The sequence below is a fragment of the Kocuria sp. JC486 genome, from assembly GCF_011602805.1.
Lineage (GTDB): Bacteria > Actinomycetota > Actinomycetes > Actinomycetales > Micrococcaceae > Kocuria > Kocuria soli.
In genome coordinates, this window is the sequence record NZ_JAAOZS010000001.1 from 170,135 (window position 1) to 183,857 (window position 13,723).

At 68.5% G+C, this 13,723-nt stretch carries 11 protein-coding genes; 6 read left to right on the forward strand and 5 right to left on the reverse strand.

Annotated elements, in window-relative coordinates:
* Positions 1-17 precede the first annotated feature (17 nt).
* Together GWK18_RS00740 and dtd are read right to left on the reverse strand one after the other, a co-directional pair.
* Entirely contained in the window at positions 18-1,436 is a 1,419-nt protein-coding gene (locus GWK18_RS00740; RefSeq protein ID WP_348535783.1) for a replication-associated recombination protein A, read from the reverse strand.
* Positions 1,437-1,483: 47 nt separating this feature from the next.
* Positions 1,484-1,978 carry a D-aminoacyl-tRNA deacylase gene (dtd, locus tag GWK18_RS00745; RefSeq protein ID WP_166832510.1) on the reverse strand — a complete coding sequence of 165 codons (495 nt, stop codon included), beginning with the start codon at positions 1,976-1,978 and terminating at the stop codon, positions 1,484-1,486.
* 59 nt (positions 1,979-2,037) lie between these two features.
* Here dtd and GWK18_RS00750 point away from each other — a divergent pair, with 59 nt between their 5' ends.
* Positions 2,038-2,679 carry a hypothetical protein gene (locus GWK18_RS00750; RefSeq protein WP_166832512.1) on the forward strand — a complete coding sequence of 214 codons (642 nt, stop codon included), beginning with the start codon at positions 2,038-2,040 and terminating at the stop codon, positions 2,677-2,679.
* 56 nt (positions 2,680-2,735) lie between these two features.
* Here the strand turns inward: GWK18_RS00750 and aspS are convergent, their stop codons facing one another.
* A complete protein-coding gene (gene aspS, locus GWK18_RS00755) occupies positions 2,736-4,520 on the reverse strand; it encodes an aspartate--tRNA ligase (protein WP_166832514.1) in 1,785 nt (594 codons plus the stop codon).
* 180 nt (positions 4,521-4,700) lie between these two features.
* On the opposite strand from aspS, the gene GWK18_RS00760 reads away from it, so the two are divergent.
* Together GWK18_RS00760 and GWK18_RS00765 are read left to right on the forward strand one after the other, a co-directional pair.
* Complete coding sequence (locus tag GWK18_RS00760; RefSeq protein WP_348535784.1) at positions 4,701-6,089, forward strand: APC family permease; 1,389 nt, start codon at positions 4,701-4,703, stop codon at positions 6,087-6,089.
* Positions 6,090-6,197: 108 nt separating this feature from the next.
* Positions 6,198-6,611 carry a protease inhibitor I42 family protein gene (locus GWK18_RS00765; RefSeq protein WP_166832516.1) on the forward strand — a complete coding sequence of 138 codons (414 nt, stop codon included), beginning with the start codon at positions 6,198-6,200 and terminating at the stop codon, positions 6,609-6,611.
* Here the strand turns inward: GWK18_RS00765 and hisS are convergent.
* Positions 6,598-7,950, reverse strand: coding sequence for a histidine--tRNA ligase (gene hisS, locus GWK18_RS00770; RefSeq protein WP_166832518.1), 1,353 nt, complete (start codon positions 7,948-7,950; stop codon positions 6,598-6,600). The genes GWK18_RS00765 and hisS overlap by 14 nt on opposite strands.
* 245 nt (positions 7,951-8,195) lie before the next feature.
* Here hisS and GWK18_RS00775 point away from each other — a divergent pair, with 245 nt between their 5' ends.
* From GWK18_RS00775 to GWK18_RS00785, 3 genes are all read left to right on the forward strand, one after another.
* Positions 8,196-9,677 (forward strand): DUF349 domain-containing protein, encoded by a 1,482-nt coding sequence (locus GWK18_RS00775; RefSeq protein ID WP_348535785.1) that lies wholly within the window; start codon positions 8,196-8,198, stop codon positions 9,675-9,677.
* Positions 9,678-9,752: 75 nt separating this feature from the next.
* Positions 9,753-10,463 carry a hypothetical protein gene (locus GWK18_RS00780; RefSeq protein ID WP_166832521.1) on the forward strand — a complete coding sequence of 237 codons (711 nt, stop codon included), beginning with the start codon at positions 9,753-9,755 and terminating at the stop codon, positions 10,461-10,463.
* A 191-nt stretch (positions 10,464-10,654) separates the two neighbouring features.
* Positions 10,655-11,125: a VOC family protein gene (locus GWK18_RS00785; RefSeq protein WP_158609463.1), complete on the forward strand. Its 471-nt coding sequence runs from the start codon at positions 10,655-10,657 to the stop codon at positions 11,123-11,125.
* Between the two features lie 100 nt (positions 11,126-11,225).
* Here the strand turns inward: GWK18_RS00785 and GWK18_RS00790 are convergent, their stop codons facing one another.
* Positions 11,226-13,541 carry a bifunctional (p)ppGpp synthetase/guanosine-3',5'-bis(diphosphate) 3'-pyrophosphohydrolase gene (locus GWK18_RS00790; protein WP_166832668.1) on the reverse strand — a complete coding sequence of 772 codons (2,316 nt, stop codon included), beginning with the start codon at positions 13,539-13,541 and terminating at the stop codon, positions 11,226-11,228.
* Positions 13,542-13,723: the final 182 nt, after the last annotated feature.

The following is a 13,723-nucleotide window of genomic DNA, read 5'->3' on the forward strand; positions in this document are numbered from 1 at the left end:
GTGTACTCCAGCTGGTGCTACGTACCCGGCCGGATGATCTTCCGTAGGCGGTCGACGCGCGCCGCCAGGTCCCGGTCGTGACCGTAGGCGGTGGGCCGGTAGTAGTCCCGGCCGACCAACTCGTCCGGTGGATACTGCTGAGGCGCCACCGCGTTGGGGGCGTCGTGGGCATAGACGTAGCCCTTGCCGTGACCGAGTTGCTCTGCACCCTTGTAGTGGGCGTCCCGCAGGTGCATGGGGACCGGCCCGGCCTTGCCGGCGCGCACATCGGCAATCGCCTCGTTGATCGCCAGGTAGGACGCGTTGGACTTGGGTGCCGTGGCGAGCAACGTGGTCGCCTGCGCCAAGGGGATGCGGCCTTCCGGCATGCCGATCAGTTGGACGGCCTGGGCCGCGGCCACCGCCGTCTGCAGCGCGGTCGGGTCCGCCGTGCCGATGTCCTCCGAGGCGGAGATGATCAGTCGGCGCGCGATGAACCGGGGGTCCTCCCCCGCTTCGATCATGCGCGCCAGGTAGTGCAGTGCGGCGTCGACGTCGGATCCGCGGATGGACTTGATGAACGCGGAGATGACGTCGTAGTGCTGGTCGCCGTCGCGGTCGTAGCGCAGCACGGCACGGTCCATGGCCTCGGTCGTGTGCTCGACCGTGATGACCGGCGGTTCGACGTCGGGCTCCTGCTCCCCCGCGGCGGCTGCAGCCTCGGAGAGTGCGACGGCGGCCGCGGCCTCCAGTCCCGTGAGGGCCTTCCGGGCGTCCCCACCGCACAGTTCCAGGAGGTGTTCGCGTGCCCCGGGGTCCAGGCTCACCTCACCGTTGAGGCCGCGGCCGTCCAGCACCGCGCGGTCCAGGAGTTCCCCGATGTCCTCGGGTTCCAGTGGCTGCAACGTGAGCAGAAGGGACCGGGAGAGCAACGGTGCGATGACGGAGAACGACGGGTTCTCCGTGGTGGCGGCCACCAGCACCACCCAACGATTCTCCACCCCGGGCAGCAGCGCGTCCTGCTGGGCCTTGGTGAAGCGATGGATCTCGTCCAGGAACAGGACGGTGGTCCGTCCGTGCAGGTCCCGGTCCGTCAACGCCTGGTCCATGACCCGGCGAACGTCCTTGACCCCCGCCGTGATCGCCGAGAGTTCCACGAACTTCCGGTGCGGCCCACGGGCGATGACGTGCGCGATGGTGGTTTTCCCCGTCCCGGGCGGTCCCCATAACATGATGGAACTCGGCCCGGCCGGTCCCCGGTCCGCTCCGGCCAGGACCTGCAGCGGCGACCCCGGCTTGAGCAGGTGCTTCTGCCCGACCACCTCTTCCAGTGACCGCGGGCGCATCCTCACGGCCAAGGGCGCGGTGGCGCGGTTGGACGTCGTGACTCGTGCGGCCTCCGTTGCCGGCGCGTCCCGTTCGTCTCCCGGGTCCATGTCGAATAGCGAACTGCTCACGGGACCAGGCTATCGGCTGGTTCGGACAGCCCCGTGGGCAGCGGAGATCATCCCCGGCGCGGCCGATTGAGCTCCTCCGAGTCCAGGATCACGGTGACGGGGCCGTCGTTGACCAGTTCCACCTGCATGTCGGCCCCGAACTCACCGGTCTGCACCGTGAGCCCCACCGAACGCAGGTGCCGGACGTAGTGTTCGACGACCGGTTCGGACACCGGGCCGGGTGCCGCGTGGGACCATGACGGTCGCTTGCCGCGCCGGCAATCCGCATAGAGGGTGAACTGGCTGACCGCCAGCACCGGAGCGTCCAGGTCCAGACAGGACGCCTGTTCCCTCTCGGTGCCCTCCGGATCGGTGCCGGTGAGGATCCGCAGGCCCGCGGTCTTCTCGGCCAGCACGACGGCGGTGGATTCGTCGTCGCCGCGGGTGACCCCCACCAGGGCCACCAGACCGGGACCGGTGATGCTGCCCGTGCGTCGTCGGGACCCGTCCGGGTCCAGGACGGTCACGGAGGCTGAGCTGACGCGTTGCAGGATGACTCGCACGGGACCAGTTCATCACGCGATGTTGTGTTCGGTGTGCACCGAGCGCCTAGCATCCTGGCATGACCACCCGAGCAGCATCGCCGCAGGACACCGCAGTAGACCCCGCGCCGAACCGCTGGGCGACGCTGGTCGCCAAGCGCCTGTCCCCCGCAACGCTCGGCGGGGTGCTCTTGGGCACGGCCGGGCTGGTGGACAGCGGCTGGTGGGGCCTGATGTGGGCCGTCATCACCGCCGCGGTGGTGCTGGTGCTGCCCATGACGGTGCTGATCGTGCTGGCGCGCCGGGGCATCGTCGACACCCGCTACGTCCGGAACCGAGAGCACCGCTTCCCGGTCTACATCGGCGTGTGTGTGCTGATCCTGGGCACACTCGCGGCCCACTACGTCTTGGGGCCCGTGCTGGGCATCCCCTTCTCAGTCACCCTGACCGCCGCCTTCCTGTTCCTCGGCGTGGTGGTCGTCATGCTGGTCACGCTTCGGTGGAAGGTCTCCGCACACACGGCCATGGCAGCCGTCTTCGCGGTTGCGATCCCGTTGCTGGTGGCGGGGTGGCTGGTGGCCTTCACATGGGTCGCTCCCGTGGCGGTGGCCTGGTCACGCATCCGCACGGGCGACCACACCTACTGGCAAACGGTGGTCGGGGCCTGGATCGGGGTACTCATCGGAGGCTTCTACGGCCTGGCCTGGCACGCGATGATCTGACGACGACGGCACCCGGGCGGGTGCCCGGGTGCCGTTCGCGTGATCTCAGGTGGTTCTCATTCCGCCTTGGCCGTCGGCTGCGCCTTCTCCGGCTTGGCGTCCACACCCGCTTCCTTGCGCTGCTGGGCCGTGATGGGCGCGGGTGCCGCGGTCAGCGGGTCGTAGCCGTTGCCGGTCTTGGGGAACGCGATGACCTCGCGGATGGAGTCGCTGCCGGCCAGCATGGCCACCGTGCGGTCCCAGCCCAGGGCGATGCCACCGTGCGGGGGCGCGCCGAAGGCGAAGGCGTCGAGCAGGAAGCCGAACTTCTCCTGTGCTTCCTCCTCGGACAGGCCCATGACCTTGAACACGCGGTCCTGGACCTCGCGCTGGTGGATACGGATCGAACCGCCGCCCAGTTCCACGCCGTTGCACACGATGTCGTAGGCGTAGGCCAGTGCTTCCCCGGGGTTCGTGTCGAACGTGTCCAGGAACTCCGGCTTGGGCGAGGTGAAGGCGTGGTGCACCGCCGTCCAGGCCCCGGCGCCGACGGCGACGTCGCCCGAGGCCACGGCGTCCGAGGCGGGTTCGAACATGGGAGCGTCGACCACCCACACGAAGGCCCAGTCGCCGTCCTTGATCAGACCGGTGCGGTGCCCGATTTCCACGCGGGCCGCACCCAGAAGGGCGCGCGAGGGCTTGGCCTCGCCTGCCGCGAAGAAGATGCAGTCTCCGGGCTGAGCACCCGTGGCCTCGGCCAGGCCGGCCTTCTCCTCGTCGGTAATGTTCTTGGCCACGGGACCCGTGATCTCCCCGTCGTCCTTGAGCAGGATGTAGGCCAGGCCCTTGGCGCCGCGCTGCTTGGCCCACTCCTGCCAGGCATCCAGTGTGCGGCGGGGCTGGGAGGCTCCACCGGGCATCACGACGGCGCCGACGTACGGCGCCTGGAAGACCCGGAACGGGGTGTCCTTGAAGTACTCGGTCAGGTCGGTCAGTTCCAGGCCGAAGCGCAGGTCGGGCTTGTCCGAACCGTACTTCTCCATGGCCTCCGCGTAGGTCATGCGGCGGATGGGCGTGGGGATTTCGACGTCGATGAGCTTCCACAGCTCGGTGACCAGTGCTTCGCCCAGCTCGATGACGTCGTCCTCCTCCACGAAGGAGGCCTCGATGTCCAACTGGGTGAATTCGGGCTGCCGGTCGGCACGGAAGTCCTCGTCGCGGTAGCACCGGGCGATCTGGAAGTACTTCTCGAGTCCACCGACCTGCAGCAGCTGCTTGAACAACTGGGGCGACTGCGGAAGCGCGTACCAGGAACCGGGCGCCAGGCGGGCCGGGACCAGGAAGTCACGGGCACCTTCGGGCGTGGAGCGGGTCAGGGTGGGGGTCTCGACCTCGAGGTAGCCGCGGTCGTGCAGGAGGTTGCGGGCCACCCGGTTGACCTCGGACCGCAGGCGCATGATGCGCGCGGGCTCGGGACGCCGCAGGTCCAGGTAGCGGTACTTGAGGCGGGCCTCCTCGCCCACCTCCACGTGCTCGTCGATCTGGAACGGCAGGGGAGCCGCGGTGTTGAGCACGGTCAGCTGGTCCACCAGGATCTCGACCTCGCCGGAGGCCAGGTTGGGGTTCTCGTTGCCCTCGGGGCGGCGCTCGACCTTGCCCGTGACCTGCAGGACGTATTCGTTGCGCAGGTGGTCGAAGTCGTCCTCGTCGCGCACCACGACCTGGGCGACGCCCGAGGCGTCACGCAGGTCCAGGAACGCCACACCGCCGTGATCGCGGCGCCGCGCCACCCAGCCTGCGAGCGTGACGGTCTGACCAATGTGCTCGGCGTTGAGTTCACCGAGGGTGTGAGTGCGCAGCACCTATGACGTCCTTCATGTCGAGTTCTGTAGGGAGTCGTCCCAGCGACGACGCCCCCGCGCCGTGGTTCGCGGGGTGCGTTTACCGTCGGTTCATCGGACGGCCCTAGATTGACCGTGCCCGAGTCTACAGACCACTTCCCACCGCCGGAGCGCCACCGGCCCAGACCGCCCGGGAGCACCGTGCCGTTTTCCTCACACCATGACGACGCCCCCGCCCGCCCGGACGACGGAGTCGGCGCCGGACCCGGAAGCCCCACGCAGCTCGAACGGCGGCTCACGCTCGGGGACGCCACGGTGATCGGGGTCGGCTCGATGCTGGGCGCCGGAGTGTTCGTGGCCTTCGGACCGGCAACCGCCCACGCGGGTGAATGGCTCCTGGCGGCCGTGGCACTGGCCGGTGTGATCGCGTGGTGCAACGCCACCTCCACCGCCCAGCTGGCGGCCCGGTACCCGAGTTCCGGGGGGACGTACGTCTACGCAACGGAAAGGCTGGGGGCCTGGGCAGGGTTCACGGCGGGGTGGTGTTTCGTGTCCGGCAAGACGGCTTCGGCCGCTGCCATGGCCATGACCGTCGGCCTGTACGCCGCACAGGCGGCTGCTGCCTGGATCCCCGGTCTGGACCACGGCACCTGGGCCCGGGCCGTTGCCGTCGTCGCGATCCTGGGCGTGACGGCCGTGAACCTCGGCGGTGTCACCAAGACGGCCGCAATGACGCGGTGGCTCGTGGCTCTCGTGCTGGTGGTCCTGTTCGCGGTGGCGCTCGCCCTCGTCCTCGGGTTGGCCGGGTCCGGTCCGTTCCCGTTCGCTCCGGAGGCAGGGACTGCACCGGAACCCTCTCCCGCGGGTGTGGCCTCGGCCGCGGGGCTGATGTTCTTCGCCTTCGCCGGGTACGCGCGGATAGCCACGATGGGTGAGGAGGTCAAGGATCCACAACGCAGCATTCCTCGCGCCATCCTGGTGGGTCTGGCCTTCGTCCTGGTCCTCTACCTGCTCCTGGCCGGGCTCCTCCTGGCCACGCTCGGGCCGGCGCAGCTGGCCGCGACGGACACGGCGCTGCTCAGCGCTCTCGAGGCGTCCTTGGGGGCTTCGGGAGTGCCCGAGTCCGCCCGGTCCGTGGCGGCGGCGGTCGTCGTCGCGGGTTCGGCGGCCGGTGCATTGGGGGCCTTGTTGGCCCTGATCGCGGGAATCTCGCGTACGGCCCTGGCCATGGCCCGACGTCGCGACCTCCCGAGCTACCTCACGGCGGTGTCCTCCCGGAGCGTGCCGTGGGCCTCCGAACTCACGACGGCGGTCCTGGTCCTGGCGCTGATCCTGCTGACGGACGTCCACACAGTGATCGCGTTCTCGTCCTTCGGGGTCCTGCTGTACTACGCCCTGGCGAATCTCTCCGCGCTCACCATGACGCAGCGGCCCCGGTGGGCACCACGCGCCGTCAACGCGCTGGGACTGTTGGGGTGCCTGGTGCTGGCGTTCGCGCTCCCCTGGACCGCCGTCGCAACAATGCTCGCGGTGATCGCGGTGGGCCTCCTGGGTCGGATAGTGTTCCGCGCAATCATCAGGGCGAGCTGAGGAGCACGGGTGGCAGGACGACGTCGGCCGGTGAGGGTGGCCGGACCCCGGGTACGCCGAGCCGGTGCGACGCTCACGGCAGCTGTCCTCCTCGGCGTCGTGTCCTGCGTGAGCGGATGTTCTTCGAGCAACCCGGAGCCGAGCCCGACCCCGACGCCCCCGCTGAGTCCCACGGTCGAGCAGCTGCCGGGGCGCAGCCAGTCCCTGAACCTCGATGTGGGAGAGAAGGCGTACATCGACCTCGGTGAAGTCAACATCGGGGTCGGTGACACATGGGGAGCAGCCGGTGACTTCGACCAGGAGGTCGTGTCCACCGAGGTGATTCACGAGAACTGCGGGGACGCCCCTGGATCTCCTTGCACCGGGCCCAATTCCTTCGTCGTGGAAGGGCTCTCACCGGGCAGCACGACGGTGAACCTCCAGTACTGCTTCCGGTCGGAGATCGAACTGGGATGCCCCGGCGGCGTGGAACCGGACGCGAAGACGCGGGAGCCGATCGTCCTCGAGGTCACTGTGCATTGACCACCCGAACCGCCAGATCCTCCGTCGGAGGAGTCCAGGTCCGCGGGTCGGCCGCCACCTGCTCCCCGGAGCGGATGTCCTTGACCTCGTGGGTCACCACACCGTCGTCGTTCACCGAGGAGAACCACACGAACGGGATGCCGCGTTTGTCCGCGTACTTGATCTGCTTGCCGAATTTCGCGGCGGTGGCCGAGACCTCGCAGGCGATCCCGCGGGAGCGCAGTTCGGTGGCCACGTCCTGGGCCGCGGACCAGGAGTCCTCGTCCGTCAGGGACACGAGAACAGCGGTGGGAACGGCGCGGGAGGCCTCGGCCAGGCCCTGAGACAGGATGCGAGAGACCAGGCGGGTCACGCCGATGGACAGGCCCACACCGGGGTAGGTCTTCTTGCCGGTGCTGGCCAGGGACTCGTAGCGTCCGCCCGAGCAGATGGAGCCGAGTTTCTCGTGGCCGACCAGGACGGTTTCGTAAACGGTGCCCGTGTAGTAATCCAGCCCACGGGCGATCGAAAGGTCCGCGACGACCCGCCCCGGGGCGCGACGCACGCATTCGGCGATCACCTCGCCCAGCTCCGCCAGGCCTTCCTCGAGCAGGTCGTCCTGCACGCCCAGCGCCCGGACCTGGTCCACGAAGCTCGTGTCCTCGGCCCGGATGGAGGCCAGCTGCAGGGCGGCATCGGCCTGCTCGGCGGTGGCCCCCACGTGCTCGACCAGGTTCGCGGCGACGGCGTCGCGGCCGATCTTCTCCAGCTTGTCGATCTCCCGCAGGACCGCCGGGGCGTCGGTCAGCCCCACGCCGCGGTAGAAACCCTCGGCGAGCTTACGGTTGTTGACCCGCAGCTTGAACTCGGGCAGCGGCAACTTGCTGAGGGCGTCGATCATGACCAGGGCGAGTTCGACGTCGTACCGGAACGGGAGGCTGCCGTCCCCCACGACGTCGATGTCGGCCTGGGTGAACTCGCGGGCCCGCCCTTCCTGCGGTCGTTCCCCGCGCCAGACCTTCTGGATCTGGTAGCGGCGGAACGGGAAGTTCAGGTGACCGGCGTTGTCCACGACGTAGCGCGCGAAGGGCACGGTGAGGTCGAAGTGCAGCGCCAGTTTGCCTTCCTTTGCGACGGCCGCTGCCTCCTCGTCCTCGGCCAGGCGGGAGATGCCGTAGACCTCCTTGTCGATCTCACCCTTGCGCAGCAGTTGTTCGACGGTCTCCACGGCGCGGGTCTCGATCGAGGAGAAGCCGTGCAGTTCGAAGGTCTCCCGCAACGTGTCCAGCACGTGCAGCTCCACGAGTCGCTCCTGGGGAAGCCACTCGGGGAAACCGGACAGGGAGGTCTTGGAAGCCATGGGGACGTGTCTCCTGGTAGGGGGTCGAGAGTCGGGACCATAGTAGGCCCGCCCCGTGCCGATCGCCGTCGGGCCCACTCGCGCTTCAGCGGTGCCTTCGACGTGCGGCGGTGACCCGTGACTACCATGGTTCCCGTACAGCGCTGCGGGACGTGTCCCGTAGCCCCACGACGAGCTGCCGGACGCACCCGTTCACCGCACCAGGTGAACTGTCGCGGGTCGGCACGAGTGAAAGAGTTTCAGCGGTGACCGAACGTCTCGAATCCGACGACCAGAACCAGCCCCAGGTACCCACGCCCGCGGCGTTGAAGCCCTCGGGGGTCAAGCCCTCCATCGTGAAATCGCACCCCACGGCCCCGGGATCCTCCGTCCCGGCTCCGGCGGCAGCCCCCTCCGGCGCGGAAGCCGGTGGCAGCGCCCTGGAGTCCCTGACCTCGGAGCAGTTGGAGGCCGCGCGCCCGTTCGGCGAGGTGACCGAGGACGGCCACGTTTACGTCCTGGTCCAGGGTGAGGCCACCGCCGAGGGCGGAGAAACCGAGACGGAGAGGGTCCTGTGCGGTCAGGTGCCCGATGTTCCGGCGGACGAGGCCTTGGCCTACTTCGTGAAGAAGTTCGAGGAGGCCCGTACGCTCGTCGACGTTCTGGAACAGCGGGTGGAGGCGGGCAACGCCTCCTCGGACATGAACCGCAACGCCGACCACGTGCTGGCCCAGCTCTCCGAGCGGAAGCTGGTCGGCGACATCAAGGCGCTGGAGGCCCGCCTGGAGGCCCTTCGGCCCCGGATCGCGGAGCTCGAAGCGGAGCACAAGCGCGCCACCGAAGCCGCGAAGGCCGAGCACTTCGCCCAGCGGGACGCGATCGTGCAGGAGGCCGAGAAGATCTCGGGCCAGGACCCGCAGAAGATCCAGTGGAAGCAGTCCTCGGCCCGGATGGGTGAGCTGTTCGACCAGTGGAAGGCCCACCAGAAGTCCGGTATCCGGTTGTCACGTAAGGACGAAGAAGCGCTGTGGAAGCGTTTCCGCAACGCCCGGACGACCTTCGACCGGCACCGTCGGGCCTTTTTCTCGCACCTGGACGAGACCAATGCCGAGGCCAAGCGCGCCAAGGAACGGCTGATTGCCGAGGCCGAGGCGCTGCAGACCTCGACCGACTGGAACGTCACCGCGGGCAAGTACCGCGACCTCATGGATCGTTGGAAGGCATCTCCGCGTGCCTCGCGGCGGGACGACGACGCCCTGTGGGCCAGGTTCCGCGCCGCTCAGGACGTCTTCTTCGACGCCCGGAAGGCCGCCAACGAGCAGGTGGAGCAGGAGTTCGAGGAGAACCTCAAGCTCAAGCAGGAGCTGGTCGAGGAGGCCAAGCAGCTGCTCCCGGTCACGGATGTTCGCGCGGCCCGCAAGAAGCTCTCCGGAATCCAGGACCGTTGGGATGCCATCGGCAAGGTTCCGCGGGCCCATTTCAAGCGGATCGAGAACGAGTTGCAGGCGGTCGAGGAGGCGGTACGGGATGCCGACTCCGGTCACCGGGCCAAGAAGGTCGCCTCCGAACCCGAGGTGCGCTCGAACGCCCTGTTGACCCAGGCGGAGGACAAGGTCACGGAGCTGCAGGCACAGGTCGAGGCGGCTCAGGCCGCCGGTGACAGCACCAAGGTGAAGAAGCTCGGTGGGGAGTTGCAGAGCGCCGAGGCCATGCGCGACATGATCAAGCGTTCGGCCGCCGGGATCTGAGCGGCCCCTGGCTCGGTCGTCCACAGGACGCCAGGGGTTCTTCCAGGTCCGGACACCACGGGGTTCGATGGTCACATGACCGTCGAACCCCGTTGCCTTTCCGCCCCTCCGCTGGGCTCGGGATCGCCGTGGTGCCCGGGATCGCCGTGGTGCCCGGGAACGCCGTGGTGGCCGGGGCCGCCCGCGGTGGCCAGAGATGTTCTGTGGAGCCCGGACGACGGTCGCGGAGTGGGCCCGGCCGAGGTGGCGTCCATGGCCCGGGAAGGGCTGATCACACCTTTGCTCGGCCCCGTGTTCGTGACGGCCGGGGTGCCTGTGACGCGAGAGATCCGCGCGGAAGGTGTCCGCATGGTGACCTCCGCCGGTGTGAACACCACCGGGGTCTTGCACCGTGACGCCGCCGCATGGTTCCACTCGTGTGCTCCCGCCCCCGAGATGCTGTGGTTCATGGTCCACCGCAGACACAGGACCACCATGCGCCCGTCACCGGTCGGGGCTGCGATCCCCTGGTGCGTGCGTCAACTGGTCTATCCACCGCAGGACGTCGACCGGTTCCACGACATCCAGGTGACCACGCCCCTGCGTACCGCCGCGGACCTCGCCTGCTGGGATCACCCCGCCGCGGAGACCCCGCTGCGGCTCCTGCTCTCGGCTCCGCATCTGGCGGTGGACCCGGGCGCCGTCGTTGCCGTGCTGCGCAACCTGCCCCGCCTCCCCGGACGGGCCCGCGGCGTGATGCGCGTACGTCGCGTCTGCCGTGCCCTGGGCCTGGACGTTCCGGACTAGCGGTACTCACCGAACCTCCTGTTCCCGAACTCGGCACCGAGATCGTGCCCGGGCCTTCCGGGGTCGGTAACCGAGCATCGCGTCTACCTTTTCCCCCATGGACGTTGCCCCTCGCGCCGCCGCCGTCCTACGGTGGAACCGAGCGTCCAGCTCGGGCAACCGTGTCCCCACCGACCCGAGAGAGGAACACCATGTCTGCATGCCGCACTTGCTTGTCCCTGGATCGTGAAAAGGCGGTCGCGGCCGCCGAACTGTGGACGTCGCTCGCGCCCGACTCCCGGATCGAAAAGGTCATCGAGCTCGACGGCCCGAACGATCCCGTGGTCATCGACCTGACGATCGCCGGCACGCCGTACCAGATCCTCGGCGCCCCGCACATGGGAGACCCGACCATGGCGTCCTCGTTCTTCCTGACGGTCGCCGACCAGACCGAGCTCGACCGTTTCTGGGACGGGATCCTCGCAGCCGGCGGCGAGGAGCTCGAGTGCTCGTGGATCCGCGACCCGTACGGCTTCTTCTGGCAGGTGGTCCCCCAAGTCCTGACCGATGCGATGCTCGGTGAGGATGCCGCCGTACGTCAGGCCGCAGTCGAGGTGGTGTGGACGCAGCGCCGCGTAGTCGTCGCCGAGGTCGAAAAGGCCGTCGAGGCGTCTCGGAGCTGACCCCTCGCACGCCTGAGGGCGAGGAGCGCCCGCCGCAGGCCGTATCGTCGCCCTTCCCGACAGGGATACCGAAACCGAGCGGGTTGCCGTCCCGGAGTAATCAGGCCAAGGACCGCGGGGTGTCCGGCAGGCGCTGCTGGGCGGAGGTCCGGTAGACGTCGTACACGCCATCGATGTTGCGGACCTGGTTGAGCACGTGGTCCAGGTACCGGGCGTCCCCCATCTCGAAGGAGAAACGGGAGATCGCCAGGCGGTCGGAGGACGTGTGCACGTTGGCAGCCAGGATGTTCACGTGGTTCTCGGAGAGCACGCGGGTGACATCCGAGAGCAGCTTCTGCCGATCGAGCGCCTCGACCTGGATCTCGACCAGGAACACCGAGGACTGGGTTGGCGCCCAGTGCACGGGCACCATCCGCTCGGAATCACCCTGATTGCGCATGTTCGCACAGTCCGTGCGGTGGACCGAGATGCCCTGGCCGCGGGTCACGAAACCGATGATGTCGTCCGGGGGAACGGGTGTGCAGCACCGGGCGAGCTTGACGTAGACGTCGCTGGCACCGTCGACGGCGACCCCGGAGTCCGCGATGCCCTGCCGCACCGGCCTGATCGCGGAGGTGTTGTCCACCAGGTCCTCGACCGAGCCCTCCGCACCACCGGCGGACTCCACCAGCAGGTCGATGACCTCCCGGGAGGAGACCACCTCGTTGCCGATCGCCTCGTAGAGCGCGGTGATGTCCGACTTGTTCAGCTGCTGGGCGACCGAGACCAGGCCCTCCTGTGTCACGGTCCGCTGCAAGGGCAGGTGGTGCTTGCGCAGCGCGCGGGTCAGCGCCTCCTGGCCGCGGGTGATGGCCTCCTCGCGGCGTTCCTTGGAGAAGTACTGCTTGATCTTCGACTTGGCGCGGGGCGAGGAGACGAACTTGAGCCAGTCCTGGGACGGGCCCGCACCTTCGGACTTGGAGGTGAGAACCTCCACCCAGTCCCCGTGCTGGAGGGTCGAGGACAGCGCCACCAGCTTCCCGTTCACGCGCGCACCGATGGTCTTGTGCCCCACCTCCGTGTGCACCGCGTAGGCGAAGTCGACGGGCGTCGACCCCGCGGGCAGGGCCATGACGTCCCCGCGCGGGGTGAAGACGTAGACCTCTTTGGTGTCGATCTGGTACCGCAGGCTGTCCAGGAACTCGGTGGAGTCCTTGGTCTCGTCCTGCCAGGACACCAGGGACTTGAGCCAGCCCATGTCCTCGGAACTGGCCTTGGGGGTCTCTCCGGCCCCGCCCTGTTTGGCGTGGTCCTTGTACTTCCAGTGCGCGGCGACGCCGTACTCGGCGCGGCGGTGCATCTCGTGGGTGCGGATCTGGATCTCGACCGGGCGCCCACCGGGCCCCAGCACCGTGGTGTGCAGGGACTGGTACATGTTGAACTTCGGCATGGCGATGTAGTCCTTGAACCGCCCCGGCAACGGACGCCACCGGGCGTGCAGGGAACCGAGTGCCGCATAGCACTCGCGCACCGAGGACACCAGGACACGTACGGCCAGGAGGTCGTGGATCTCGTCGAAGTCCTTACCGCGCACGATCATCTTCTGATACACGGAGTAGTAGTGCTTGGGACGGCCGGTGATCACAGCCTCGATCCCGGACTCCGCCAGGTCCTCGGCCACCAGAGCCCGGATCTGGGCCAGATTGCGTTCCCGTTGCGGTTGGCGTTCGCCGACCATGCGCACGATCTCGTCGTAGATCTTGGGGTAGAGGGCCGCGAAGGACAGGTCTTCGAGCTCCCATTTGATGGTGTTGAGCCCCAGGCGGTGGGCCAGCGGGGCGAAGATCTCCAGGGTCTCGCGTGCCTTCTTGGCCGAGGATTCCTGCGAAACGAAGCGCCAGGTCCGGGCGTTGTGGAGACGGTCGGCCAGTTTGATCAGGAGTACGCGGATGTCACGGGCCATGGCCACGATCATCTTGCGCACGGTCTCCGCCTGCGCGTGTTCGCCGTACTGGACCTTTTCGAGCTTGGTCACGCCATCGACCAGATGAGCCACTTCCTCACCGAAATCGGCGGTGAGGTCGTCCAGCGTGTAGTCCGTGTCCTCCACGGTGTCGTGCAGCAACGCGGCGACCAGGACCGGACCGGTCATGCCGAGTTCGGCCAGGATGGTGGTCACCGCCACCGGGTGGGTGATGTACGGGTCACCGCTCTTGCGCTTCTGCCCTTCGTGCTGCCGATCAGCCACGGCGAACGCGCGCTGCAGGACGCTGAGATCCTCCTCAGGAGCGTTCTCCCGGACCGTACGCAACAGCGGTTCGATCAGGGGCGAGCGTGAAATGGATGCCCCCGACAGATAGGACAACGCGGAGCGGGTGCGCTCCGAGCGCCCGGGGAACACGGGACGTCCGAACACCGGACGGGAGGCCGGAACCACACCGTGCGTACCAGGGCTGCCGACGCCCGGCCGGTACTGACCCGGCGCCGGGGAGGTCGACTGTTCCGGGTCAGGTTGGGGCCGGGGAGCCTGGTTCTCACCGCTGTTCGCCCCGGCGTCGGGCCCGGAACTTCCGCCCGGACCGGGATGGAGAGTGTTGTGGTCCACGTCCGCCTCCTTCA

Excerpts from the sequence above, each read along its gene's own strand:
- GWK18_RS00750 (WP_166832512.1), top strand. The coding sequence starts at position 2,038 with ATGACCACCCGAGCAGCATCGCCGCAGGACACCGCAGTAGACCCCGCG.
- hisS (WP_166832518.1), bottom strand. The coding sequence starts at position 7,950 with ATGGCTTCCAAGACCTCCCTGTCCGGTTTCCCCGAGTGGCTTCCCCAG.
- GWK18_RS00780 (WP_166832521.1), top strand. The coding sequence starts at position 9,753 with ATGACCGTCGAACCCCGTTGCCTTTCCGCCCCTCCGCTGGGCTCGGGA.
- GWK18_RS00785 (WP_158609463.1), top strand. The coding sequence starts at position 10,655 with ATGTCTGCATGCCGCACTTGCTTGTCCCTGGATCGTGAAAAGGCGGTC.